At 50.4% G+C, this 25,017-nt stretch carries 22 protein-coding genes; 14 read left to right on the forward strand and 8 right to left on the reverse strand.

Annotation, left to right across the window (positions count from 1 at the left end):
* The first annotated feature begins 116 nt into the window (after nucleotides 1-116).
* Complete coding sequence (gene dauA, locus C2U41_RS10515; RefSeq protein ID WP_008322586.1) at nucleotides 117-1,772, forward strand: C4-dicarboxylic acid transporter DauA; 1,656 nt, start codon at nucleotides 117-119, stop codon at nucleotides 1,770-1,772.
* Between the two features lie 120 nt (nucleotides 1,773-1,892).
* Here dauA and C2U41_RS10520 read toward each other — a convergent pair whose 3' ends face one another.
* On the reverse strand, nucleotides 1,893-3,356 hold the full coding sequence (locus C2U41_RS10520; protein WP_016150357.1) for a pyridoxal phosphate-dependent decarboxylase family protein: 1,464 nt from the start codon (nucleotides 3,354-3,356) through the stop codon (nucleotides 1,893-1,895).
* Between the two features lie 15 nt (nucleotides 3,357-3,371).
* Entirely contained in the window at nucleotides 3,372-4,757 is a 1,386-nt protein-coding gene (locus C2U41_RS10525; RefSeq protein ID WP_032935444.1) for a diaminobutyrate--2-oxoglutarate transaminase, read from the reverse strand.
* A 608-nt stretch (nucleotides 4,758-5,365) separates the two neighbouring features.
* On the opposite strand from C2U41_RS10525, the gene lysC reads away from it, so the two are divergent.
* Complete coding sequence (gene lysC, locus C2U41_RS10530; protein WP_003020806.1) at nucleotides 5,366-6,727, forward strand: lysine-sensitive aspartokinase 3; 1,362 nt, start codon at nucleotides 5,366-5,368, stop codon at nucleotides 6,725-6,727.
* Nucleotides 6,728-6,841: 114 nt separating this feature from the next.
* Here the strand turns inward: lysC and ychH are convergent, their stop codons facing one another.
* A complete protein-coding gene (gene ychH, locus C2U41_RS10535) occupies nucleotides 6,842-7,123 on the reverse strand; it encodes a stress-induced protein YchH (RefSeq protein ID WP_003020810.1) in 282 nt (93 codons plus the stop codon).
* 274 nt (nucleotides 7,124-7,397) lie between these two features.
* Between ychH and pth the strand changes: the two genes are divergently transcribed.
* Nucleotides 7,398-7,982 (forward strand): aminoacyl-tRNA hydrolase, encoded by a 585-nt coding sequence (gene pth / locus C2U41_RS10540; RefSeq protein ID WP_003020814.1) that lies wholly within the window; start codon nucleotides 7,398-7,400, stop codon nucleotides 7,980-7,982.
* Nucleotides 7,983-8,097: 115 nt separating this feature from the next.
* A complete protein-coding gene (ychF, locus tag C2U41_RS10545) occupies nucleotides 8,098-9,192 on the forward strand; it encodes a redox-regulated ATPase YchF (protein ID WP_003020818.1) in 1,095 nt (364 codons plus the stop codon).
* A gap of 200 nt (nucleotides 9,193-9,392) precedes the next feature.
* Here ychF and C2U41_RS10550 read toward each other — a convergent pair whose 3' ends face one another.
* Nucleotides 9,393-10,388, reverse strand: a complete 996-nt coding sequence (locus tag C2U41_RS10550; RefSeq protein WP_003020837.1) for a LacI family DNA-binding transcriptional regulator — start codon at nucleotides 10,386-10,388, stop codon at nucleotides 9,393-9,395.
* Between the two features lie 173 nt (nucleotides 10,389-10,561).
* Between C2U41_RS10550 and C2U41_RS10555 the strand changes: the two genes are divergently transcribed.
* The 3 genes from C2U41_RS10555 (at nucleotide 10,562) to C2U41_RS10565 (ending at nucleotide 14,300) form a co-directional block, all read left to right on the forward strand.
* Nucleotides 10,562-11,998: a glycoside hydrolase family 32 protein gene (locus C2U41_RS10555; protein WP_103848646.1), complete on the forward strand. Its 1,437-nt coding sequence runs from the start codon at nucleotides 10,562-10,564 to the stop codon at nucleotides 11,996-11,998.
* A gap of 30 nt (nucleotides 11,999-12,028) precedes the next feature.
* Complete coding sequence (locus C2U41_RS10560; RefSeq protein WP_103848645.1) at nucleotides 12,029-12,976, forward strand: aminoimidazole riboside kinase; 948 nt, start codon at nucleotides 12,029-12,031, stop codon at nucleotides 12,974-12,976.
* Nucleotides 12,977-13,040: 64 nt separating this feature from the next.
* Nucleotides 13,041-14,300, forward strand: coding sequence for an MFS transporter (locus C2U41_RS10565; RefSeq protein ID WP_103848644.1), 1,260 nt, complete (start codon nucleotides 13,041-13,043; stop codon nucleotides 14,298-14,300).
* Between the two features lie 78 nt (nucleotides 14,301-14,378).
* Here the strand turns inward: C2U41_RS10565 and C2U41_RS10570 are convergent, their stop codons facing one another.
* The 4 genes from C2U41_RS10570 to ycgZ all read right to left on the reverse strand — a co-directional run bounded on the left by C2U41_RS10570 (nucleotide 14,379) and on the right by ycgZ (nucleotide 15,914).
* Nucleotides 14,379-14,930 carry a LuxR C-terminal-related transcriptional regulator gene (locus C2U41_RS10570; protein WP_003020846.1) on the reverse strand — a complete coding sequence of 184 codons (552 nt, stop codon included), beginning with the start codon at nucleotides 14,928-14,930 and terminating at the stop codon, nucleotides 14,379-14,381.
* 132 nt (nucleotides 14,931-15,062) lie between these two features.
* The gene (locus C2U41_RS10575) at nucleotides 15,063-15,329 is read right to left on the reverse strand and encodes a biofilm development regulator YmgB/AriR family protein (protein WP_003020849.1); all 267 of its coding nucleotides are present in this window, start codon (nucleotides 15,327-15,329) and stop codon (nucleotides 15,063-15,065) included.
* Nucleotides 15,330-15,363: 34 nt separating this feature from the next.
* Nucleotides 15,364-15,636: a hypothetical protein gene (locus C2U41_RS10580; protein ID WP_003844030.1), complete on the reverse strand. Its 273-nt coding sequence runs from the start codon at nucleotides 15,634-15,636 to the stop codon at nucleotides 15,364-15,366.
* Between the two features lie 41 nt (nucleotides 15,637-15,677).
* On the reverse strand, nucleotides 15,678-15,914 hold the full coding sequence (ycgZ, locus tag C2U41_RS10585) for a regulatory protein YcgZ (RefSeq protein ID WP_003020856.1): 237 nt from the start codon (nucleotides 15,912-15,914) through the stop codon (nucleotides 15,678-15,680).
* A 317-nt stretch (nucleotides 15,915-16,231) separates the two neighbouring features.
* On the opposite strand from ycgZ, the gene C2U41_RS10590 reads away from it, so the two are divergent.
* From C2U41_RS10590 to C2U41_RS10620, 7 genes are all read left to right on the forward strand, one after another.
* Entirely contained in the window at nucleotides 16,232-17,461 is a 1,230-nt protein-coding gene (locus C2U41_RS10590; protein ID WP_016150366.1) for a diguanylate phosphodiesterase, read from the forward strand.
* 203 nt (nucleotides 17,462-17,664) lie between these two features.
* Nucleotides 17,665-18,396 (forward strand): MerR family transcriptional regulator, encoded by a 732-nt coding sequence (locus C2U41_RS10595; RefSeq protein WP_048232160.1) that lies wholly within the window; start codon nucleotides 17,665-17,667, stop codon nucleotides 18,394-18,396.
* A 309-nt stretch (nucleotides 18,397-18,705) separates the two neighbouring features.
* On the forward strand, nucleotides 18,706-19,236 hold the full coding sequence (locus C2U41_RS10600; protein WP_103848643.1) for a Csu type fimbrial protein: 531 nt from the start codon (nucleotides 18,706-18,708) through the stop codon (nucleotides 19,234-19,236).
* Nucleotides 19,237-19,250: 14 nt separating this feature from the next.
* Nucleotides 19,251-19,973: a fimbrial biogenesis chaperone gene (locus C2U41_RS10605; RefSeq protein WP_103848642.1), complete on the forward strand. Its 723-nt coding sequence runs from the start codon at nucleotides 19,251-19,253 to the stop codon at nucleotides 19,971-19,973.
* Between the two features lie 55 nt (nucleotides 19,974-20,028).
* Nucleotides 20,029-22,314, forward strand: coding sequence for a fimbria/pilus outer membrane usher protein (locus tag C2U41_RS10610; RefSeq protein ID WP_103848641.1), 2,286 nt, complete (start codon nucleotides 20,029-20,031; stop codon nucleotides 22,312-22,314).
* A 13-nt stretch (nucleotides 22,315-22,327) separates the two neighbouring features.
* On the forward strand, nucleotides 22,328-23,296 hold the full coding sequence (locus C2U41_RS10615; protein WP_103848640.1) for a Csu type fimbrial protein: 969 nt from the start codon (nucleotides 22,328-22,330) through the stop codon (nucleotides 23,294-23,296).
* Between the two features lie 320 nt (nucleotides 23,297-23,616).
* Complete coding sequence (locus C2U41_RS10620; protein ID WP_003020877.1) at nucleotides 23,617-24,891, forward strand: Glu/Leu/Phe/Val family dehydrogenase; 1,275 nt, start codon at nucleotides 23,617-23,619, stop codon at nucleotides 24,889-24,891.
* Nucleotides 24,892-25,017: the final 126 nt, after the last annotated feature.

The raw sequence follows: 25,017 nt of genomic DNA on the forward strand, positions 1-25,017 counted from the left end.
TTTTATCTGTAATATTTATTTGTATGACTTTTGCCTCCTTCACCTGCCATTCAGTTGACAGATGATGCGCCCATGGATGAAACATTATTGTGAACAGATTATTTTCCTCACATGTGATGCCTTTCCGCGCCCTCATCGACGCTTGTTGGAAAGAAAAATATACTGCTTCCCGCTTCACCCGCGACCTGATCGCCGGGATAACGGTTGGGATCATTGCCATTCCACTGGCGATGGCGCTGGCAATAGGCAGTGGCGTTGCTCCGCAGTACGGTCTGTATACCTCAGCCGTTGCTGGGATTGTTATCGCCCTTACCGGGGGGTCGCGCTTTAGCGTATCTGGCCCAACCGCTGCCTTCGTGGTGATTCTGTATCCGGTGTCGCAACAGTTTGGGCTGGCAGGCCTGCTGGTTGCCACACTCATGTCCGGGATATTCCTGATCCTTTTCGGCCTCGCCCGCTTTGGTCGTTTGATCGAATATATTCCGGTCTCCGTGACGTTAGGTTTTACCTCAGGTATCGGTATCACCATCGGTACTATGCAGATTAAAGATTTTCTCGGCCTGCAAATGACCCACGTGCCAGAGCACTATTTGCAGAAGGTGGGCGCGCTATTTATGGCTTTGCCGACCATCAACGTGGGTGATGCCGCGATTGGCGTGGTGACACTGGGGATCCTGATTTTCTGGCCGCGTTTGGGTATCCGATTACCGGGCCACCTTCCCGCACTCCTGGCAGGCTGTGCGGTAATGGGTATCGTGAACCTGACCGGCGGCCATGTCGCCACCATCGGATCTCAGTTCCACTATATTCTGGCTGACGGCTCGCAGGGCAATGGTATCCCACAGTTGCTGCCGCAACTGGTATTACCGTGGAATATGCCAGAGTCAAACTTTACTCTGAGCTGGAGCTCGTTACAGGCGCTGTTACCGGCAGCCTTCTCGATGGCAATGCTCGGGGCGATCGAATCTCTGCTGTGCGCCGTCGTACTCGATGGGATGACCGGCACCAAACACAAAGCTAACAGTGAGCTGATTGGTCAGGGACTGGGCAACATCGTCGCACCGTTCTTTGGCGGTATCACCGCCACGGCGGCAATTGCCCGTTCTGCGGCAAACGTCCGCGCGGGTGCAACATCACCAATCTCAGCGGTTATCCATGCGATTCTGGTGATCCTTGCCCTGCTGGTGCTTGCACCGCTGCTTTCCTGGTTACCGCTTTCCGCCATGGCCGCCCTGCTGCTAATGGTGGCATGGAACATGAGTGAAGCGCATAAAGTGGTGGATTTGCTGCGTCATGCGCCGAAAGACGACATCATCGTCATGCTGATGTGTATGTCGCTGACGGTGCTGTTCGATATGGTTATCGCCATCAGCGTCGGTATCGTTCTTGCATCTCTACTGTTTATGCGTCGTATTGCGCGCATGACGCGTCTGGCGCCGGTCAACGTAGACGTACCGGACGATGTGCTGGTGTTGCGCGTCATTGGCCCGCTATTCTTTGCCGCGGCGGAAGGATTATTTACCGATCTCGAGTCGCGTATTGAAGGTAAACGCATCGTAGTCTTGAAGTGGGACGCGGTCCCGGTACTGGATGCCGGCGGTCTGGACGCTTTCCAGCGCTTTGTGAAAAAGCTGCCTGAAGGCTGCGAACTGCGGGTATCTAACCTGGAATTTCAGCCGCTGCGCACTATGGCGCGCGCCGGTATTCAGCCGATTCCCGGTCGTCTGGCATTCTTCCCGAATAAAGACGCCGCTTTAGCGGATATTAAATAGCAAAAAGGCTCCCGTGAATGGGAGCCTTTTTATTGCCGGATGCGCTTCTCTTATCCGGCCTACAAAACCCAAACGTTGCGCCGACCCCGTAGGCCCGATAAACGCAGTGCCACCGGGCAATTACGCGCTTAAAATGCTCAATGCCGTTGCCTTCACGCTGGCCAGCAGGACTTTCACATCTTCCAGGCACACCGTCGGGTTCAGCAGCGTCAGCTTCAGGCAGGTGATGCCATCCGCTTCGGTCACGCCGACGTTGGCGCTACCTGAAGCCAGCAGCACGTCGCCAATACGCTGGTTCAGCAGCGCAACGAACGCTATATCGTCGCTTTCAGGACGGAAGCGGAACAGCACGCTTGCCAGCTGTGGTTCCATCACCAGTTCAAGATGCGACTGGGTTTTGACAAACTCAGCAACATCACGCGCCAGCGTTACGCCATTATCAATGATTTCGGCATACTGCTTTTTGCCCAGCGCTTCGAGGCCCATCCACAACTTCAGTGCATCGAAACGACGCGTGGTCTGCAGCGACTTCGATACCAGGTTTGGTACGCCAGCCTCTTCATCGAAATCAGAGTTCAGGTACGCCGCCTGGTAACGCATCAGCTCGTAGTGGCGCGCATCTTTTAACAGGAACGCACCGCAGCTGATGGTCTGGAAGAACTGCTTGTGGAAATCCAGCGTCACGGAATCTGCCAGCTCAAGGCCGTTGAGGAAGTGACGATACTGTTCAGAAAGCAGTAACGCCCCGCCCCATGCCGCATCCACGTGCATCCAGATCTGATGTTCTGTCGCCAGCGCCGCAATATCCGCTAACGGATCGATGGCGCCCGCATCTGTCGTGCCAGCCGTCGCGACAATGGCCATCACCTGCTCGCCGTTGGCTTTCGCCTGGGCCAGCTTGTCTTTCAGGTCAGCCAGATCCATGCGTGAAAACGCATCGGTCTTCACCTGGGTGACGGAGCGGTAGCCCAGCCCCATTAACGCCATGTTCTTCTGCACGGAAAAGTGCGCGCTTTCAGAGCAGAACACTTTAATTTTGCTCAGATCACCGGTCAGACCATCTTGCTGAATGGAATGTCCCTGGCGAGCAAAGAAGGCGTCGCGCGCCAGCATCAGGCCCATCAGGTTACTCTGGGTGCCGCCGCTGGTGAATACGCCCGCATCGCCTGCCGCATAACCTACCTGCTCACGTAGCCATTCAATCAGTTTGATCTCAATGATCGTGGCGGACGGGCTTTGGTCCCATGAGTCCATACTCTGGTTAGTGGCGTTGATCAGCACTTCCGCCGCCTGGCTAATCACTAGACTTGGGCAGTGCAGATGCGCCACGCACTGAGGATGGTGAACCAACAGGCTGTCTTTGAGAAAGTATTCAACCGCACGCTCAATAGCGGCCTGGTTGCCCAGGCCCTGAGACGTAAAATTCAGGTTGATACGTTCACGCAGTTGCTCAACGGTTTTGCCCTGATACATCTCAGGCTGCCTCAACCATTCAACGACCGCTTGCGTACTCTGCTCGATAGCGTCCTGATAGGCGGCGATGCTTTGCGCCGAGCCGGACAGAATCGGGTTTACGTCTGACATTCGATCCAACTCCGTTTAAACCGGCTTCACGCCAGCGCCCAGCAGGGCGTTTTCGAATTTATCGAGGAAAATTTCCAGCTCAGCGTTGGTGATCAGCAGAGACGGCAGCAGACGCAGCACGCAGCCGTTGCGGCCACCACGCTCCAGAATCAGCCCGTTTTCGAAGCATTTCTTCTGCAGCAACGCAGACAGCTCGCCATCAGCCGGGTAGCAACCCATATGATCCTGCGCTTCGTTCGGCTTCACGATTTCCAGGCCGATCATCAGGCCCAGACCACGCACCTGACCGATAACCGGGTAGCGTTTCTGCAGGTCAGTCAGTTTGCCTTTCAGCCATTCGCCCTGGGCGGCAACTTTATCGGCAATCTTGTCGTCTTTGAGGATCTTCAGCGTTGTCAGACCGGTCGCCATCGCCAGTTGGTTGCCGCGGAAGGTGCCAGTGTGGTGGCCCGGAGCCCACGCATCGAATTGCTTTTTAATGCCCAGTACCGCCAGTGGCAGACCGCCGCCAACCGCTTTGGACATCACAATGATATCAGGTTCAATACCGGCGTGTTCGAAGGCGAACAGTTTACCGGTACGTGCAAATCCAGCCTGAACTTCATCGATGATCAGCAGAATGCCGTGTTCCTGAGTCACTTTACGAATGCGTTGCAGCCATTCGACCGGAGCCGGATTCACGCCACCTTCGCCCTGCACCGCTTCGAGGATTACGGCAGCCGGTTTACGCACGCCGCTTTCAACGTCGTTGATCAGGTTTTCGAAGTAGTAAGTTAATGCTTTGACGCCAGCGTCGCCGCCGATACCCAGCGGGCAACGGTACTGATGTGGATACGGCATAAACTGCACTTCCGCCATCATATTGCTGACCGCTTCTTTCGGCGACAGGTTGCCGGTCACGGACAGCGCGCCGTGGGTCATCCCGTGGTAGCCGCCGGAGAAACTAATGATGCTGGAACGGCCGGTCACTTTCTTCGCCAGCTTCAGCGCCGCTTCAACAGCATCTGCACCGGACGGACCGGTGAACTGCAGGCAATATTCTTTGCCCTGGCCCGGTAATAAAGAAAGTAAATATGATGAGAATTCATCTTTTAACGGCGTAGTAAGGTCAAGCGTATGTAACGGTAAGCCGCTTGTGATGACACTTTGAATGCTCTGCAGCACTTCAGGATGGTTATGACCAAGCGCCAGGGTTCCGGCACCTGCCAGGCAATCAAGATATTGATTATTTTCTACATCAGTAATCCAGACGCCCTGCGCTTTAGCGATCGCTAATGGCAGTTTACGTGGATAGCTGCGGACATTAGATTCAAACTCAGCCTGTCTTGCTAAAAAGGTATCATTGCTCTGTGGTAATGAATTAGCACTTAAAGTATCAATACGGACTTTATCCGTCATCATATCACTCCTACAACCAGGTGTAGATTAACGCCTGATTGAATAAATGGTTATAAGGATTACCTGTAAAAAAGCGCGGCTAATATATGTTGTTTTAGCTTAGGACTCAATCATTTATTTCCTTGCATCAGAAATAACAACTTTCCCCTTAAAAATCAAAGCACAAAGACCATCCGCCATTACTAAATCCTAAAGAAATATAGTTATTTAATTAACAATGTTGTCGCTAATTGCAACGCAGACAATGTAATAAAAACCATGAGATTTTCATGTTTTTATTATTTTTTTACACGTTTTTACCATTAATAATGTAGGCACTTTCTTGTTACGACATGATTTTTCACTTATTTGCCTATAAATCGAATAAAAAAGTCGATCCCTTAATATAAATCACTTAGTATGGCGCGCTTATTTGCAGGCTTTGTAAATAAAATTAATGCGCAGCACCCGGTAACGCGTACAGGCGACACTCGTTATCGACAACAGGTATACCCTGGGTTGTCAGCAGAAATGTTCGCGGGCGGACATTTCGTAAGGCGAACTTTGTTCCCTTATGCCGAGAATGAAAATTTTCTAGCCATACTTTTATGGCGCCCTGATATGAGATTGTTATGACTCGCATTTATCCACCATCCGTCGTTGCCAAATTTGGCGGCACCAGCGTCGCTGATTTTGATGCGATGAACCGAAGCGCCAGCATTGTCCTTGCTGATCAAGATGTCCGTTTAGTCGTTTTGTCTGCTTCAGCAGGCGTGACAAACTTACTGGTCGAGCTTTCTGAAGGTCTGGAAACGCATCAACAATTAGATAAGCTTGAGACTTTACGCGCCATCCAATACAACATTATTTCCCGCCTGAAGCAGCCTTCCGTTATCAGCACGGAAATCGATAATCTTCTCAACAACATACATCGTCTTGCACAAACGGCGATGGTTTCACCGTCTGATGCGTTAAGCGATGAATTAGTCAGCCATGGCGAGCTGATGTCCTCACTACTGTTTACTGAAGTCTTACGTGAACGGCAGGCCGAGGCCGAGTGGTTTGACGCCCGCTGCGTAATGCGTACTAACGCGAACTTCGGCTGCGCCGAACCCGAGCTTGGCACACTGCACCACCAGGTGGAGACTCACCTGCGCCCTCGTCTTGAGCAAGCGATTATGGTGACTCAGGGATTTATCGGGCGTGATGCCGCAGGACACACCACAACGCTTGGACGCGGCGGTAGTGATTACACGGCTACGCTTCTCGGTGAGGCGCTTCACGCCACACGCGTTGACATCTGGACCGACGTCGCAGGGATCTACACCACCGACCCACGCATTGCGCCGCGGGCCAAACGAATCGACCATATCTCATTTTCCGAGGCCAGCGATATGGCCGCCTACGGTGCGAAGGTCCTCCACCCGGCTACGCTACTCCCGGCAATGCGTAAAAGCATTCCGGTCTTTGTTGGCTCAAGTAAGGATACTGCCGCCGGAGGTACGTTGGTGCACAACACCACCGATAATCCACCTCGCTATCGTGCGCTCGCCGTGCGTCGTAAACAGACGCTGTTGCGGTTACACAGTCTGGAGAAGCAACCTTCCTGCTCTTTTCTGGCGCAGTCCTTCGCCATTTTAGCTCGCCACGCGGTCACGGTGGATTTGGTTACAACCTCAGAGAATAGTATTGCGCTGGCGCTGGACGCCACTCATGCAACCTCAGGTGAAGACCATGTACTGACCACCGCATTGTTTACCGCATTATCCTCCCACTGTCGTGTGGAAGTGGAAACCGGGCTGGCGTTGGTCACTTTGGTGGGGAATCAACTCACACAGGCTGCGGGAGTTTGCAAAGACGTTTTTGCCTGGCTTGAAGAGCATACGGTACGAATGATTTGCCATGGAGCATCGAACGACAACCTGTGCATCCTGTTACCGGCTGACGATGCAGATAGCGCGATTAGAGCATTACATTACCGGTTATTCGAATAATTCTTCTCTTATTCTGTCGCATCCAGTTTAAGCAATGATCATAAACAAGCAGAGCCCTGGTTTTATAACCGGGGCTCTTCATTCTGACCACCGCCCTCTCAACAGAGGGAGGATTTAGTTATGACGGTGATTGGTGTCACCACGACGACAGCGTTTGTCATAATGACGTACCCACCAGTAACGGTCACTGATTTGTTCGTGTCCACCCACTCTGGCACCTGCTAACCAGAGAATACCGCCAACAAAAATACTGAGCACCGCACCATGTGCGAAAAACTGCGGCAGATTAAATTGCGGCAACTGGTTTAAAATTGAATAACCCACACCCACAACCATTACCACCAACCCTAAAGCCATGAGCACGTTACCGAGTAGCGAAGCGTTTTTGCGTTTCATGTGTCACCTCCGGAACTTTGGGTTGTTACAGGGAATACCCCTAATCCTTATGTGTAAAGTATAGACAACACTGCCGTTCGCAAGTGCGGGAGCGATCACAATTACAAACACTCATGCAACAAAACTTTACAAATAAGCCACTGAACATAATCATTTTCTAATAGTCCATTTGTGCAATTATTCAGCTTTTGGCGATAAGCACGCAGTTTTTTGTCAAGCGCACCGTCAGACAGTAAACTACACGTCGTTTATCGAAACACTCAGGACAAAACAAGTGGCGATTAAATTGATTGTCGGCCTGGCGAACCCCGGCGCAGAGTATGCGGCAACGCGACACAACGCAGGCGCATGGTATGTCGATCTACTGGCAGAGAGATTACGCGCCCCCCTGCGCGATGAGCCGAAATTCTTCGGTTACACCTCCCGAGTAACGCTTGAAGGTGAAGATGTCCGTCTGCTGGTACCGACCACATTTATGAATCTTAGCGGCAAGGCCGTCGGTGCGATGGCCAGTTTTTATCGTATCAACCCCGATGAAATTTTGGTCGCGCACGATGAATTAGACCTGCCTCCTGGCGTGGCCAAATTTAAGCTTGGCGGAGGTCATGGCGGACATAATGGCCTGAAAGACATCATTAGCAAATTAGGTAATAACCCCAACTTTCATCGTTTACGCGTTGGAATTGGCCATCCGGGCGATAAAAACAAAGTTGTCGGATTTGTTTTAGGCAAACCGCCTGTTTCAGAACAGAAGTTAATTGATGAAGCGATTGACGAAGCGGCACGTTGTACCGAGATTTTGTTCAAAGATGGCCTGACCAAAGCTACGAGCCGGTTACACACCTTTAAAGCGCAATAAGCAGTGATGTGCGGCATTTTTCTCGCGTGCTGTGTATAATAGGCAAAGTTATTTACATTTCTACAATCTGTTTTCCATAACAGGTTGAATATCAAAAGATTAAGGTGATTTAAACATGGGATTCAAATGCGGTATCGTTGGTTTGCCAAACGTAGGCAAATCCACCCTGTTCAACGCGCTCACAAAAGCGGGTATTGAAGCGGCAAACTTCCCGTTCTGTACTATCGAGCCGAACACGGGTGTTGTCCCGATGCCCGATCCGCGTCTGGATCAGCTGGCCGAAATCGTCAAACCACAGCGTATCCTGCCTACAACGATGGAATTCGTCGACATTGCCGGTCTGGTAAAAGGCGCGTCCAAAGGTGAAGGTCTGGGTAACCAGTTTCTGACGAACATCCGTGAAACCGAAGCTATCGGCCACGTGGTGCGTTGCTTTGAAAACGACAACATCATCCACGTTAATAACAAAGTGGATCCGGCTGACGACATCGAGGTTATCAATACCGAGCTGGCGTTGTCCGACCTCGACACCTGTGAGCGTGCTATCCATCGCGTACAGAAGAAAGCCAAAGGCGGTGACAAAGACGCTAAAGCAGAACTGGCTGCGCTGGAAAAATGCCTGCCACAGCTGGAAAACGCCGGCATGCTGCGCGCGCTGAAAACGCTGACTGACGAAGACAAAGCGGCCATCAAATACCTGAGCTTCCTGACCCTGAAGCCAACCATGTATATCGCTAACGTCAACGAAGACGGTTTTGAGAACAACCCGTACCTCGACAAAGTGCGCGAAATCGCGGCTGCCGAAGGTTCTGTTGTGGTTGCCGTTTGCGCTGCCGTTGAAGCTGACATCGCAGAACTCGATGATGCTGACCGTGAAGAATTCATGGCTGAAATGGGTCTGGAAGAGCCGGGCCTGAACCGCGTTATCCGTGCTGGTTACGAATTGCTGAACCTGCAGACCTACTTCACCGCTGGCGTGAAAGAAGTCCGTGCATGGACCATTCCTGTCGGTGCCACGGCTCCGCAGGCAGCCGGTAAAATTCATACCGACTTCGAGAAAGGCTTCATCCGCGCACAAACCATCGCGTTTGAAGATTTCATCACCTATAAAGGTGAGCAAGGTGCGAAAGAAGCTGGGAAAATGCGTGCCGAAGGTAAGGACTATATCGTCAAAGATGGCGATATCATGAACTTCCTGTTCAACGTCTAAATAAAATTTGTTGTCTCATGAGATCTCAACACATCTCATAAGAATCACAAAAACCTATAAAATCCACGCAATTGCGTGGATTTTTTATTTCATAGCATCTCAGTGGTTCCCGCTGTTGTGCATCTGAAAGTTGGCACCAAACACGATGACCAAAAAAGCTGAGCTATTTTGGCAAAGCAGCAGTTGCCACGTGAACGTACTCATATTGAGGCGCGCGGAAGCCAGGGGCTGTCTACCCGCACGGTATCGCGGTGATCGAGCCCCTGGATAAGATGCAGTGCACTGAGACGGCCAATTTCATAATGCGGCAGCTGTACTGTGGATAGCGGCGGCAAAAACAGCTCGCCGGTGCCTACCATGTTGTCATAGCCCAGTACGGCAACATCCTGCGGAATGCGCAACCCTCGCCCCAGCAAGACCTGGTAGATAACAAAAGCCACGCGGTCGTTACCGCATACCACCGCATCAAACATCGGACGCGTGCCACTCAGGTAATGCCCGGCAATCTCCGCCGCATCAATATGGTGACTCTCGCCCGCCGGAAGATAGTGGTGGAACATGGCATCAGGGTCGACGCCCGCTTCACGACAGGCGCGCTCCATTCCCGCCCGGCGGCGATCGGTGGCCACAATCCCTTTTGGCAGGTGGATGCACAGCAGCCGACGGTAGCCTGCGGCCAACAGCGCTTTCACGCCAAGGTATTGCCCTTGCTCATCATCAGGAATATAGGTGGGAAAAGGGCCACTGATGCTTTCGCAGTTCGCCAGCACGCAGCGATACTTATGCAGCTTTTCCGGCACGGGAACCTGACGCAGCCCCATCGCGGTGTAGATAATGCCGTCAGGGCGATGCGCCAACAGCAGATCAACCATTTTCTCTGGCTGGTCATTGCTGAACATATTCACCACAAAGCTATTCCAACCGTGCGCCCGCGCGGTCTCTTCGATAGAGAGCGTTATCTCCACGGAAAATGGCGTGGTCATGGTGTCCAGCGCTAACACCCCGATAGTGTTAGCCGTGGTTTTCGCGCCACGAATTTTTTTCGCGGAGAGATCGGAGACATACCCCAGCGCATCTACCGCTTCCATCACCTTTTTATAGGTTTCTGGCCGCAGTCGTTCGGGCTCGTTAATCGCTCGCGATACGGTCATTAACGAGACGTTAGCCCGTTGCGCCACATCCTTTAAAGATGCCATACCCTCTCCTTTGACGGCGTTCACCCTTCCGGGTCTGAAAATGCGATCTTGATAACAACCGCAAAATGTTAACGTTAACTTTTGTGATTAACATCGATATTACCATCAATTCCGCGAGAAAACCGAGAATGTTAACGTTATCTTTTGCTCAATTCACTGACAGGGACAAGCAAATGACAGCATTACTCGCCGCGGCCAACGAGGCCCTAAACCAGCAAAAAGATCGTATCAATCCGCGCTGGTATCCGCGCTATCACCTCGCCCCTCCGGCGGGCTGGATGAATGACCCTAACGGCCTGTCCTGGTTCGATGGTTACTACCATGCGTTCTATCAGCACTATCCGTGGCAACCGGTCTGGGGGCCAATGCACTGGGGCCATGCGCGCAGCCGCGACATGGTGAACTGGGAGCACTTGCCGATAGCACTGGCGCCAGAAGGACCAGAAGATAAAGACGGCTGTTTTTCCGGTTCAGCGGTGGTTGACGGCAATAAACTGGCCCTGATCTACACCGGGCACAAATTCGACGGCGAAGCGAAAGAGGAAAACCTGTATCAGGTACAGTGCCTGGCTACCAGCACCGACGGGATTCACTTTGAACGCCAGGGCATGATTCTGAATACCCCGCGAGGCGTACACCATTTTCGCGATCCGAAAGTCTGGCAAGAGGGAGACAGCTGGTACATGGTGGTGGGTGCCCGGGTCGATGACGTGGGCGAAGTACAGCTCTATCGCTCGCAGGATCTGCAGCACTGGCAGTTTGCCAGTACGCTCGCCCAGGCCGATGACGGCATGGGCTACATGTGGGAGTGTCCGGACCTCTTCCCACTGAACGATAAGCTCGTCTTAATGTTCTCGCCGCAGGGCATCGCCGCGGACGGATACGATTACCGTAACCTGTTCCAGAGCGGCTATATGGTCGGCGAATGGCAGGATAACCATCAGTTCCACGTTACCCAACCCTTCCAGGAGATGGATCACGGGCATGATTTTTACGCCCCTCAGTCATTTATCACTCCGGACGGTCGCCGCGTGGTGATCGGTTGGCTATCCATGTGGGAGTCGCCGATGCCAGAACAGGCCGACGGCTGGGCTGGCATGCTTACTCTTCCCCGGGAAGTGACGCTCGATGCAGATCTGCGGCTGCGCATGAACCCGGTCAAAGAGCTGGAGGCATTACGCGGTCAGCTTCATGTCTGGCCGGTCAGTGACCTGAACAATCGCACCCTGATGGTAGAAGAAAAGGCGCATGCTCTCGAGGTCGAACTGAGCCTCGATATCGCCCGCAGCCATGCTGAACAGTATGGCATCGCGCTGGGTGACGGGCTGCGCGTCTTCGTCGATACCCAGGCACAGCGTCTGGTGCTTGAACGCCGCTATCCGCAACACGGCCTGTCGGGCTGCCGTAGCATACCGCTGCCCGCCAATGATGTGCTGGACCTACATCTATTTATCGATAGTTCGTCGGTAGAGGTCTTTGTTAATCACGGCGAGTACACCCTCAGCAGCCGTATTTATCCTGAACCGGACGATCGCCAACTGACCTTATTTAGCCAGAACGGACACGCCATTTTTAATAACGGGCATGCCTGGCCGCTCGCCGCCAATTAACCACCCGTCTCACTGCTTTGGGGAAAAATAATGACAATCTGGACGCTTGGAGATGCCGTGGTGGATTTGCTACCGCGCGACAATATGCAGTTTGAAGCCTGTGCGGGAGGCGCGCCCTTCAATGTGGCCATCGGCGTCGCCCGCCTCGGCCATGACAGCGGCTTTATCGGCCGTGTGGGCAATGACACTTTTGGACGCTTTCTGCATCAGACGCTGGTAACAGCGCAGGTGGATACAGGAAGTCTGGAGTTTGATGCACAACAGCACACCAGTACCGTACTGGTTTCACTGGCTCCCAACGGTGAGCGGCAGTTTGAGTTTTTGGTTAATCCGTCTGCCGATCAATTTCTCAGCCCGGCGAGCCTGCCCGACTTTGGTGCCGACATTCTGCACTTCTGCTCGCTGGCGCTGGTTGCCCCTGAGTGCCGCGCCACCCTCACCCTGGCAATAGACGCATTGCGACAGGCCGGCGGTACGCTGAGCTTTGACATCAATCTGCGTGCGCAGATGTGGAGCAACGAGACGCAGATGTTTGACCTTGTCAGCGAGTTTGCCCGGCAGAGCGACATTCTGAAGATGTCGGAAGAAGAGCTGCTGTGGCTAACACAAACTGACTGTCTCAGTAGCGCCTGCGAATGTCTGGCTGATTTTCCCGCGCGCCTGAAAGTCATAACCCGCGGTGCCGACGGCGCTATCGTTTTCTGGCAGAACAACAGGCTGACTTTAAGCGGCTATCTCGTCGACAGCATCGATACCACCGGCGCCGGTGACGCTTTTATGGCCGGGCTGCTGGCGGCACTCGCCGGAGAAGGCTGGCCCACATCGACGTCAACGCTACTTCCGCTTATCGAGCAGGCCAGCGCTTGTGGTGCTCTGGCGACCACCCGGCGTGGCGCGCTAAGCGCGTTTCCCGACAGCCAACACCTGAGCAGCTTTATTCAGTCACAACCGTCGCTACGGAGAACGATTACCCCGTAATAAAGCGCACTGTTATGTCGTATCAGAAAGACCTTACAATGACCTGATCTGGATTGGAAAAATCATGAAGATAAATATGCCGTTCAGTAATGATAAATATCGATACTCATCCGGGTATCTGCTCTTTTTCTTTGCCGCCTGGTCGTTGTGGTGGTCTTTTTATGCAATATGGCTAAAAAATAAACTTGGCCTGTCCGGAACGGAGCTGGGAATGCTGTATGCCGTAAACCAGTTTTTCAGCATGCTGTTTATGCTGGGCTACGGTTTTATGCAGGATAAGCTCGGTACCCGCAAACCCCTTATCTGGATGATGGGGACTGTCATCACGCTCAGCGGTCCGTTCCTGATTTATGTTTATGAACCGCTGCTGGTCTCCAACTTCAAGCTTGGCATGGTGCTAGGCGCCATTTTCTTTGGCCTTGGCTATCTCGCCGGTTGCGGTCTGGTGGAAAGCTTCGTCGAGAAAGTGAGCCGCAAATTCAACTTTGAATTCGGCACCGCCCGCTTGTGGGGATCGCTTGGCTACGCCGCAGGGACTTTTGTTGGCGGTATCTTCTTCAGCATCAACCCACACATTAACTTCTGGTGCGTGTCGGTCATGGGGGTGTTATTCCTGGTGATTAACGTGGTGTTCAAAACCGACGCACCGGCCCCGGCATCCGCGAATACACGTTCGCCCGAGCCAGACGCGCTGACCCGAAAGGATTTTCTCACCATCTTTAAAGATTCGCAGTTCTGGTTTTTCGTTATCTTTGTCGTCGGCACCTGGTCGTTCTATAGCATCTACGATCAGCAGATGTTCCCGGTGTTTTACGCCAGCTTATTTGACGATCCCGAACTGGCACCACGCGTATACGGCTACCTCAACTCGGTACAAGTCTTTATGGAGGCCGTCGGTATGGCGCTGGTTCCGTTCCTGATTAACCGCATCGGGCCTAAACCCGCATTGCTGCTGGGTGGAACAATCATGACCTGTCGAATCCTGGGTTCAGCACTGTTCACCGATATATATATTATCTCCTTGATTAAAATGCTCCATGCGCTGGAGGTCCCACTGTTTGTTATTTCAGTGTTTAAATTCAGCGTAGCGAATTTTGATAAGCGCCTGTCGTCAACGATATATCTTATTGGCTTCAATATCGCCAGTTCCATTGGCATCATCGTGCTGTCACTGCCTGTCGGTAAGTTGTTTGATAAAGTGGGCTATCAGGAAATCTTCCTGATTATGGCGAGCATCGTGGTAATAACACTAATATTTGGCTACTTCTCGCTGAGTAAAAAGCATCATCAGCAGAAGGGTATCAATGAACTGGTGACAGAGTAGCAAAGTTTTATTAATATCGCGACAGGGCCATTAGCCCTGTCGTCCCCCCTCAACAGTAAGTACGAACTGTCGATTTACTCAGGCATGTTCCAGCCAGTTGCGGAATATTTGCGCTCGCAGTATTCCCTGAAAATCAATCAGCCCAGAACAACCAAGCTTCTTGATCAGATTCTGCCTGGCCTGGTAAATCGTTTTCAAGTGTAGATTTAACAATGCGGATATCTCAAAAATAGTTCGACCTTCTCCTAACTGCGTTAAAATATATTTATCTCTCGCGGTTAATGAGATATTTGAATCCGATTGATTCTCGTGATTACCACCAGCACGAGTAATATCAACAATAAATTGTTTGATTGAGGCAACTCCGATATCTACTGGTAGTCTGTAAAGCGAAACATCATTAAGATACTGATACAAATGACCATCAATCAGCAATACCAGACGATGCGTTTTCAGATTGTAATTTTGCTTTTTTACCGCCTCAAAGTGATTCGCGGTAAAGAATACAAGTCGCGCCTTGTCATCTTCAAAAACGATATCTGCAAGAATATTCTTTAACCCTTGCCTGATAAAAATATCATCAATCCATAACTCTGCGTTTAGAGTATGTTCCTGAACGATGTTCATCATTATGGCCTCAATGAAAAATCATAATTGATTTAGAGGGGTGCTATGTATAGTCTTAATCCAAAAAATGCTTAGCATAAGGGCTTTCAGCATATAACAAGGGTACTGTACATATTTTGTTAATATGAAGACTTATTAAACGTCGTCAGCTGTGTAGCGCAATACTATTTCCAGGGTTTTTCTGATAACATCTGCCTGGACAACGTCAACCGTTGACTCCAGAGAACCAATCAGGCTTAAAATGATGTTTTTATTATTAACATTATCACCTGCCAGAATTACATTTGTTACCGCCTGCCCCAATACCACAGACTCATCTGCTAATAGCTCACCTGCATTATGGAAGTAACTTGATAAAGCTTTATCCGTCATTACGTTGTGGACATTAATTTCATGGAGCATGGTAACCTCGCTTGTATAGTCTGGAAGATTATCTTTAATGTAATTTAGGGTTTTTGCTGGCACTGAATGCACTCTCATCTCTGGTTTTATCCGGTTTTCTGCTTATTTTCTCCGGATTAATGTTTGTAAAATCATTGATAACGCTGTCAATTAATTGCTTGCGTGTGCCATCTATTTCACTGGCCTGCATAAGTCGCAATTGCTTAATCACTGCAGCTAACGAAACGTCTCTATGCATTCGCAGAATTTCTAGCACAGCCAAACCTGTAATTTCATGTTTCAAGCGTTCACTATCAGTTTTCTTCATAACGCCTTCACTACTTACCCCTATCATATAAGGGGTTTATTTTATTCAAAGAGCAGACCAATTAACGCATTGTAATGTTTTTGTTCTTTCTCCCCTGATGCTTTTTCAAGACGACACAAAAGCTTAGTGCAAAGTGATTTGCGGTTCAGATTACGTCCATCTTTGAGTATCTCAGTGACGATTTCTCCCAATGTTTCCTGTTGAGTTGGCAGATGCGCCTTTGCAAAGTAACGAGAAATCGCGCTTGCAGTATCAGTGCGAACGTTATGCTGCTGCATGTCATGCTCCTGTATCAAAATGCTGGTGAATATTAAGTTTTATAACAGCAGCAAAGTTGTACCAAAAATGTGTACAACAAGATTAATTTGTTTTTACCAAAATGAGCTAAATGATATAAATCAATTAGTTATAATTGTATCGATTGATATAAACATTAGGATCACTGTACAAACCACGTCGTAACATGGCTAAATTTCATCTTAATCAGACCGTTCAATTGTGAAATTAAAGTTAGAATAATGTATTAAAATCAGGACATAACCTGGGTTGTCTGATACTGTCATATATCTTCCTCTCCCTTATTCCCGGACTGTCCATGCTCACGACCATTATTTACCGCAGCCATCTACGTGATGACGCCCCCCTCAAAGCGCTTGAGGATATGGTGACAGCCGCAAATATCAAAAACAGGCGATCTGATGTTACGGGAATCTTACTCTTTAACGGTCACCACTTTTTCCAACTGCTTGAAGGCCCTGAGGAGCAGGTAAAAGAGATTTATTGTTGTATTTGTAACGATCCACGGCACCACAATATCGTTGAGCTGATGTGTGATTACGCTCCTGCGAGAAGATTCGGAAAAGTGGGAATGGAGTTATTTGATCTACAAAAACATGAACGCAATGACGTTCTGCAAGCTGTGCTGAATAAGGGAACATCAAAATTTCAGCTCACCTATGATGACAGGGCGTTACAGTTTTTCCGCACATTTGTCCTTGCGACGGAAAAATCGAGCTATTTTGAAATACCAGCGCCAGATTGCTGGAGTTTTATTGCCGACAACTCTTGTACTCTCCTGGATGAAAACACACTCCCATCCGATATCGATTTCAGCTTTGCTTTTCAACCAATTATCGATCCTATGTCGCAACGCGTCATTGCTCTGGAAGCACTTATTCGTGGTAGAGACGGTGAAACGCCCGCAACTTATTTTGACAACTTAAATCCTGAGGAACTGTATACCGCGGATCTGCAGAGCAAAAAGACTGCTTTTGCAATGGCAAGCGCGCTGGGACTTAACGACAAAATGCTGTCAGTCAATCTGCTCCCCATGACCCTGGTAAACAAACCCAATGCAGTCAGCTTTCTTATAAACGAAATCGCTGCGCACGGGCTAGTGCCTGAACAAATCATTGTAGAGTTTACCGAAAGTGAAGTTATTTCTCGCTTTGATACGTTCGCGCAGGCCGTGAAGTCACTCAAGGCTGCGGGGATCTGTGTGGCGATAGACCATTTTGGGGCAGGTTTTGCCGGGCTTCAGCTTCTGTCTCGTTTTCAACCCGACCGAATTAAGATAAGCCGCGAGCTGATCACGGATGTGCATAAAAGTGGACCGCGGCAGGCTATCATTCAGGCAATTATCAAATGCTGCGCGTCACTGGAAATTATGATTTCCGCAGTCGGCGTTGAAAAACCCGAAGAGTGGATGTGGCTTGAATCCGCGGGCATTGAAATCTTCCAGGGTAACCTTTTTGCACAAGCCTGCCTGAATGGTATTCCATCTGTTGCATGGCCAGAGAAAAATGATTTCTCAGCGTCACAATAACTAACGCATTGTTATAAATCAACAATCACCACAACCGCCCTCATGCTGAACATAAAAAAACAGCATTTACTCCTTGCATGATAGTAAAGTAAATCTTAATTTTGCTAGAATCTTATATATGTTTTGTACAATTTGATGAATGTTGTACAAAGTAGCAGGAACCGCATATCGGTGACGGAGAATCAGGAGTGTCCGGGGGAACTATGGCTTATTACAGCATTGGGGATGTCGCAGAACGTTGCGGGATAAATCCTGTCACCCTTCGGGCATGGCAACGACGTTACGGTTTACTCAAACCTCAACGCAGTGAAGGTGGCCACCGACTCTTTGATGAAGAAGATATTCAGCGTATTGAAGAAATAAAACGTTGGATTAGCAATGGCATACCTGTTGGCAAAGTTAAGGCATTGCTGGAAACCAGTACCCGTCAAGCTGACGACGACTGGAATCAATTACAAGAAGAGATGATGAGCATTCTTCGCATGGCACATCCACCGAAGCTGCGAGCCAAAATTACCGCACTCGGTCGCGTTCACCCCGTAGATGCGCTGATTGATCACGTTTATCTTCCCGTACGTCAACGGCTGATACTTGACCATAATACATCCCGCATAATGAACAGCATGTTTGATGGCGCATTGATTGAATATGTTGCAACACTGCTGTCTGAAACGCGGCGCAAGTCAGGAAAGGATGCTCTCCTGATGGCCTGGGATGTTGAAGACAGAACCCGTCTGTGGCTCGAAGCCTGGCGTTTATCGCAATCTGGTTGGCATATTGCCGTTCTGGCTGAACCCATTGAATCGCCAAGACCTGAACTTTTCCCTGGGCAAACGCTTTTTGTCTGGACCGGTATCGCGCCAACCCGCAGACAAAATGAACTGCTACAACACTGGAATGAGCAAGGTTATAAGGTCATTTTCCACAGCCCGTAGCCAACACGTAATACGTGTAAGATAAATCATACGACTCTCATTTTTTGGATGGTTATTTTGAGTACCATCCAAGGAATATGTTGCCCCCTATTCTCCTGACTTAACACCCGCTATAGCATAAAAACAAAACAACATACTCACCCGTTGGTATTATTTTTTTGTCGACGACATCACCTTTTTCCTAAGTAAAATTCATTAGATCAACTGGCGTACACCTAATACTTATTCTAGGGTTAAATTATGTCTTCTTGTGCCACATTATTGTTTTTCTAAAGTAATAAATGTGGTTATTTGAAAAAGGTAAAGGATATGGCTCTAGTCTTAGACAAACGCTTAATTCTTTGTTGCTGCGCCTTTTCCATTATCTCTGTGGCAAATGCAGCAACCGTTAACGGAACATTTCAGGTGCTGATGACGATTCAAAAGGCCTGTACCGTGACTGCGGGTTCGGCTTCAAATATCACACTTGGTCCGGTGAATACCACGGCGACAAATACCAGTGCAAGCAACACTATTTCAATTAATTGCTCAAAAACCACGCCCTATTTTATCGGGCTGGCGCCGTCGGCCGCTAATGGAGGGACGACGACGGGCTCGGGCGCCATGTCCTCTGTGGCTAACGCTGCTACCAATACCGATAAAGTGCCCTATCAGCTAAATCGCACGTCAGCAACAGGTCCGGTATGGGGAAATACCGCCACCGACACCGCACCTGGGAATGGCGTAGCAGCGACAGAGACCGGCCTGGTGCAAACTTTTACTGTTTATGCCACCGCACCGAGCGCCAACTTCACTCCTGACGACTATGCCGACACGGTAACGGTTAACGTTAACTACTAACTTCAGGAAGCTATATGAGAGTAAAACTGCCTGTTAAGCAGTGTGCCTGCGCATGCCTGCTAGGGATGGTTGCGAGCGCCAACCTTGCCACTGCCAGTGGGCTGCAAATAGCCCCGGTCACGTTAACGTTGCAAGCGACGCAAAATGCCGATGGTATCTGGTTGAGTAACGCGGGTGAAAATGTGCTCAATGCCCAGGTTCGGGTTTTTCGCTGGAGTCAAAGTGCTTATGACAACAAACTTTCCCCCTCTCAGGGGCTGGTGATAAGCCCGCCGATGTTGGCATTAGCCCCTGGAGAACGTCAGTTGATTCGAGTTATTCGCACAAGCCCTCCCTCGGCACATGCCGAAGACGCTTATCGTTTGTCGATAGATGAGTTACCTCCTGCAAAAGTAGAAAAAAATAAGCTTCAGTTTGTGCTGCATTATTCCGTTCCCGTTTTCATTCAACCAACATCAGCGGCACAAACGCAGGCAAAACTGCAATGGAAATTACAACAACTGGATGGCAAAAAATTTATTGAAGTCAGTAATCAGGAAAATGGGCATGCACAGTTATCTGCTGCAACATTTATAAGCCCTGACGGTACTAAAAAAGTCATTACACCCGGACTATTAGGCTACGTTTTACCAGGCTCAACAATGCGCTGGATAGTCTCCCCGTCGGCCAGTAATAATCATTATGGCGGGAAAATTGAAGTCACAATCAATGGCCAAAAAACAGTACAAGATCTGTAACAGATTCTGGCTTCTGGTGAAATATTGCTTTCTCAATGGAGTATTAATATCGGGAATGGTTTGCGCACAAACGCTGAATAATAACCAGAGTGAGAATGGTGTTATTAATAGCACCTCACAAATTACGGGAGTCGATTTGTATCTCGATGTCACCTTAAATGGGAATCCCGTTGGGCTGGTACATTTTGGCTACGATAATGGAAAGCTTTATGCGGGAGCTAATACCCTGAGTAAAATGGGCTTTCGCTTTGCTCCAGACGCCACTAACGCCGTCTGCCTGAACGATATCCCCCAGCTAACCATTGACTACAACGTTCAGTTGCAAACGCTCTCGCTTACTGCGCCACTTAGTTCACTCGATCTTGCAACCACGCAGCTTAACTCGCCTACCGAAACCGCGCCAACGGCGACAACATCACGCGGAGCGCTGCTCAATTATGATATCTATACCCAGCAGGGGGATGAGAGCGTAATAAATACCTTCAGTGAACTTCGCGCCTTCAATGCTGCCGGCGTGCTCAGCACCACCCAGTTGACGCAGTACTCCACCGAGGGATACGCCGATAACAGCTTTGAGCGCCTTGATACCAGCTGGCGTACCTCATTTCCTGATACGATGTTGGCGTTAACCGTTGGCGATACCCTGACAAGCTCACTCATCTGGTCCCGACCAACGCGTATCGGCGGCATTCAGATAGGCACCGATTTTGGTTTACAGCCCTATATGCCAACCACCCCGCTCCCTGCATATCTGGGATCCGCGACGTTGCCATCAAACGTTGAGCTGTACGTGGACGGTGTCAGGTACTACAACGGAGAAGTCCCCGCAGGTAGTTTTCAGATCAACACCATGCCTAACATCAGCGGCGCGGGAACGGGTCAGGTGATGATGACAGATGCGTTGGGCAGAACGAGCGTACAAAATTTTTCGTTCTACAACGATCAACAACTCCTGCGGGAAGGATTAACCGCCTGGTCGGCAGAATTGGGCACGGTACGCGAAAATTATGGTTATTCCTCTTTTGACTATGCCAGCGCACCGGTATTGAGCGCTACGTGGCGTCGCGGGTTTAGCAATACGTTGACCGCCGGGGCTCACGCAGAAACCAGCGATGGACTAATTAACGCAGGCTTCAGTAACGACTGGATCCCGGGAACCCGCAGCGGCACATTTTCGACATCACTTGCCGCAAGTAGCGATTCAGGGCAGAACGGATTTCTGTATAGCTTTGGTTATCGTTGGTCCGGCGGACGGTTTAATTTCAGTACCAGTACCACGGCAACTTCTGGCGATTACCGCGATGTCGCCACCCATTATGGTGAGCCGCCCCCAACGCTTAACAGCAACACGGTCATTGGCTATTCGCTGGAATCTGCCGGAAATGTCAGCCTGAGTTACCTGCAGTTTCGTTATCCACACGAAAATGCGGTGCGCTACGCTAACGCCAGCTGGTTCAAATCCGTTACAGACAACATCTCACTGAATGCCGGATTCAACCAGAACATTGACGATAACCGCGATCGCAGTCTCTATCTGATGGTAACGATTACCACTGATAACAATCTGAGCGCCAGCAGCACGCTACAACGCACCAACGATGAAACCGGCTATCAGCTCAACGCAAGCAAGACGCCGCCTGCCGACGGCGGTTGGGGCTGGAATCTGGCCGCCAGTCAGCAGGCTTCCCGACAAAGTGGCCAGGGAGAAGTAGGATATCTGGGGCGTTATGGTAAAGCGTACGCGGGATTCAGCCGTTTACCAGATAACCATTACGGCTACGCAGGCGCAACCGGATCGCTGGTGACCATGGGAGGCGGCTTGTTTGCAGCAAGGGAAATCAACAATGGTTTTGCCGTCGTCTCAACTGACGGCGTGCCTGATGTTCCAGTCAAATTGCAAAATAACCTGATTGGCCGCAGCGATGACCAGGGACTACTGCTGGTCACGCCGCTCAACAGTTATCAAAAAAACCTGATCAGTATTGACCCGATGGATCTCCCCACCAATATGCGGATCGCACGCGTTGAGACGAATGCCACGCCTGCAGATCGTTCCGGTACTTTGGTTAGTTTTGGCATCACCACCGTACGTGCTGCGCAGGTTCTCCTCGTCGACAATCAGGGTAAGCCAATTCCTGAAGGTAGCATGGCTTACGCCATCAACGGAAAAGGACAGTCGTCTGTCGTTGGTTTTGATGGGATGACCTGGTTCGACACCCTGGAACAGCACAACACGCTGCGCGTTGAGACGGACACCGGTAGTTGTCGCGTGCAATTTGACTATCCTGTGTCAGCAAAGGGGATTGTACAAATAGGCCCGCTGGTTTGTCGCCCACACTAACAGGAGTGCGCTCATGAGGTTAAGACATCTGCTACTCATCGCTGCCGTACTTTTTTGTCCGGCAATTAGCCATGCGGTAACCTGTTCGGTGAGCAATGTTCAACCCATAAATTTAGGTTCGGTCAATCCACTGTCTGCGACAGGCGCAACGTCATCAATGACGTTCAGTTACACCTGCACCAAAGAGCTTGGTGACGCGCTGGCAGGGATCAATCTCTGTTTTAATATTGGCGCCTCGGCCGTCAGTGGCCAGGTGACACCGCGAAATATGTCATTAAGCGGAACGCCTGCCAGAACACTGGTATACCAGCTTTACCAGGATAGCGGGCGCACCAAAGTCTGGGGCAGCCAGTATCAGTCGGGAACCACTTTTCCCATGGTACAGCTTAACCTGCTGAATCTGACGCCAGTGACGGGTTCACTCACGGTATCGGCGCAGATCGTCACACCACAAACCGCAGCCGTCCCCGGAAATTATCAGGATAGCTATACGACGGCAACAGCCCTTGTCACTCTCAATCCCGGATTGCTTTTCCCGCCAACAACCTGTGGCGATACCGTTGCCGCCAGGCTGCCTTTCACCGTATCGGCGACCGTAAGCAAACAGTGCAATATCACCTCTGCAACCGATATTAGCTTTGCGCCAGCCAGGGCGACCGGGCGTAACCTTACGGCGTCAAATACCGTGGGTGTAGCCTGTTCCAATAACACGCCTTACACCATCGGACTTCAGCCCTCTAACGGCAATACGGCAGGCAGCGGCGTGATGGCGGGCACGGGGTCAAATACGGATAAAGTCCCCTACCAGCTTAGTTCGACGCCAGGTCCTTCCGGTACGGTTTGGGGCAATACATCACTCAATACCGTCGCGGGCAACGGTACGGGAACAACAACTACCTACCCGGTTTACGCCACCGTCCCCAGCGCGAACTACACGCCAGACAACTATGCCGATACCGTTACCATCGCCGTAACCTACTGACCTCATCTTAACCGCAATAAAGCAAATACATTTTGTTATCAAATTATTTACTTTTAGAGGTGCGTCATAAATCTAACAAATTACGATTTTTATATATTCTGCATATTAAATTACTCACCCTGCAAAACAACCCAATTACAAGCAAAAAAAAGAATAACTATTCAATCGCAAGTTAAAGCCCATACTAATCATGGCGATAATTCGTGCTGGTCGGGCAGGCCCTTCTATGAAAAAAATGTTAAATTTAAGTTTATATGGTGAGATTCACTGTATACCACGGCCAAATTAAGAACATATTACTTTTATAACTAAGGTTTATCATGGATAAGTTATCTTACGCTTCAGATAGCAGCACATCTGCCTGGAATACCTACCTGCAACAAATCGAGCGTGTGGCCCCTTACCTGGGCGAACTTTCCCATTGGGTGGATACCCTGCGCCACCCAAAACGCGCGCTGATTGTCGACATCCCGGTGCAGATGGATGACGGCACTATCCGTCATTTTGAAGGGTATCGCGTGCAACATAACCTCTCCCGCGGGCCGGGCAAAGGCGGTGTGCGTTATCATCCTGATGTTGATCTTAATGAAGTGATGGCCCTGTCCGCATGGATGACCATCAAATGCGCAGCGTTGAACCTGCCGTACGGCGGTGCCAAAGGTGGAGTGCGCGTCGATCCGTTCTCGCTGTCTGAAGGCGAACTGGAGCGTTTAACTCGTCGTTATACCAGCGAAATCGGCATTATCATTGGGCCGCAGAAAGACATTCCTGCGCCGGATGTAGGTACTAACGGAAAAGTCATGGCCTGGATGATGGATACCTACTCCATGAACCACGGCACCACCGTGACCAGCGTGGTCACCGGTAAACCTATTCACCTTGGCGGTTCATTAGGTCGTGATAAAGCCACCGGTCGCGGCGTTTTCGTCAGCGGTCTGGAAGTCGCGCGCCGTGCCAACATCGAAGTTGAAGGTGCTCGCGTTGCAGTGCAAGGTTTTGGTAACGTCGGCAGCGAAGCCGCCCGACTGTTCGCGGCAGCTGGTGCACGCGTGGTCGCGATTCAGGATCACACCGCTACGCTGTTTAACCCCACAGGTATCGACATGACCGCGTTGTCTGCCTGGCAGTTAGAGCACAAACAGATTGCCGGTTTCCCGGGCGCTGAAACCATCGCCAGCGAGGCCTTCTGGAGCCTGGATATGGATATTCTTATTCCGGCCGCGCTTGAGGGTCAGATCACCCGTCACCGTGCGGAAACCTTGACCTGTAAACTGGTACTTGAAGGCGCTAACGGCCCAACCTATCCGGATGCCGATGATGTGCTGGCAAGCCGTGGTATCGTGGTTGTGCCTGACGTGGTCTGTAACGCCGGCGGCGTAACCGTCAGCTACTTCGAATGGGTTCAGGATATGGCAAGCTTCTTCTGGAGTGAAGAAGAGATCAACAATCGCATGGACAAAATCATGACTGATGCGATGGTGCATGTTTGGGAAAAAGCAGCTGAGAAATCCTGCTCCCTGCGTACCGCAGCCTACATCGTTGCCTGCGAACGCATTCTGCTGGCACGAAAAGATCGCGGAATTTATCCGGGCTAACGCCGAAATCGACCATGCCTACAAACCACCTGTTCTGCAGGTGGTTTGTTTTCCATAAAAAATCGTTCAAAAACTTTCCGCACAAATACCGCCCGACCTCTCACTTTCGCTGTTTTATGCACCATG

Origin of the sequence: Citrobacter freundii complex sp. CFNIH4 (assembly GCF_002934505.1) — a bacterium.
GTDB lineage: Bacteria > Pseudomonadota > Gammaproteobacteria > Enterobacterales > Enterobacteriaceae > Citrobacter > Citrobacter freundii.

Bases quoted from the DNA above. Each gene is read 5' to 3' on its own strand.
- dauA (WP_008322586.1), top strand. From the start codon at position 117: ATGCCTTTCCGCGCCCTCATCGACGCTTGTTGGAAAGAAAAATATACT.
- C2U41_RS10520 (WP_016150357.1), bottom strand. From the start codon at position 3,356: ATGTCAGACGTAAACCCGATTCTGTCCGGCTCGGCGCAAAGCATCGCC.
- C2U41_RS10525 (WP_032935444.1), bottom strand. From the start codon at position 4,757: ATGATGACGGATAAAGTCCGTATTGATACTTTAAGTGCTAATTCATTA.
- lysC (WP_003020806.1), top strand. From the start codon at position 5,366: ATGACTCGCATTTATCCACCATCCGTCGTTGCCAAATTTGGCGGCACC.
- ychH (WP_003020810.1), bottom strand. From the start codon at position 7,123: ATGAAACGCAAAAACGCTTCGCTACTCGGTAACGTGCTCATGGCTTTA.
- ychF (WP_003020818.1), top strand. From the start codon at position 8,098: ATGGGATTCAAATGCGGTATCGTTGGTTTGCCAAACGTAGGCAAATCC.
- C2U41_RS10550 (WP_003020837.1), bottom strand. From the start codon at position 10,388: ATGGCATCTTTAAAGGATGTGGCGCAACGGGCTAACGTCTCGTTAATG.
- C2U41_RS10555 (WP_103848646.1), top strand. From the start codon at position 10,562: ATGACAGCATTACTCGCCGCGGCCAACGAGGCCCTAAACCAGCAAAAA.
- C2U41_RS10560 (WP_103848645.1), top strand. From the start codon at position 12,029: ATGACAATCTGGACGCTTGGAGATGCCGTGGTGGATTTGCTACCGCGC.
- C2U41_RS10565 (WP_103848644.1), top strand. From the start codon at position 13,041: ATGAAGATAAATATGCCGTTCAGTAATGATAAATATCGATACTCATCC.
- C2U41_RS10570 (WP_003020846.1), bottom strand. From the start codon at position 14,930: ATGATGAACATCGTTCAGGAACATACTCTAAACGCAGAGTTATGGATT.
- C2U41_RS10575 (WP_003020849.1), bottom strand. From the start codon at position 15,329: ATGCTCCATGAAATTAATGTCCACAACGTAATGACGGATAAAGCTTTA.
- C2U41_RS10580 (WP_003844030.1), bottom strand. From the start codon at position 15,636: ATGAAGAAAACTGATAGTGAACGCTTGAAACATGAAATTACAGGTTTG.
- ycgZ (WP_003020856.1), bottom strand. From the start codon at position 15,914: ATGCAGCAGCATAACGTTCGCACTGATACTGCAAGCGCGATTTCTCGT.
- C2U41_RS10590 (WP_016150366.1), top strand. From the start codon at position 16,232: ATGCTCACGACCATTATTTACCGCAGCCATCTACGTGATGACGCCCCC.
- C2U41_RS10595 (WP_048232160.1), top strand. From the start codon at position 17,665: ATGGCTTATTACAGCATTGGGGATGTCGCAGAACGTTGCGGGATAAAT.
- C2U41_RS10600 (WP_103848643.1), top strand. From the start codon at position 18,706: ATGGCTCTAGTCTTAGACAAACGCTTAATTCTTTGTTGCTGCGCCTTT.
- C2U41_RS10605 (WP_103848642.1), top strand. From the start codon at position 19,251: ATGAGAGTAAAACTGCCTGTTAAGCAGTGTGCCTGCGCATGCCTGCTA.
- C2U41_RS10610 (WP_103848641.1), top strand. From the start codon at position 20,029: ATGGTTTGCGCACAAACGCTGAATAATAACCAGAGTGAGAATGGTGTT.
- C2U41_RS10615 (WP_103848640.1), top strand. From the start codon at position 22,328: ATGAGGTTAAGACATCTGCTACTCATCGCTGCCGTACTTTTTTGTCCG.
- C2U41_RS10620 (WP_003020877.1), top strand. From the start codon at position 23,617: ATGGATAAGTTATCTTACGCTTCAGATAGCAGCACATCTGCCTGGAAT.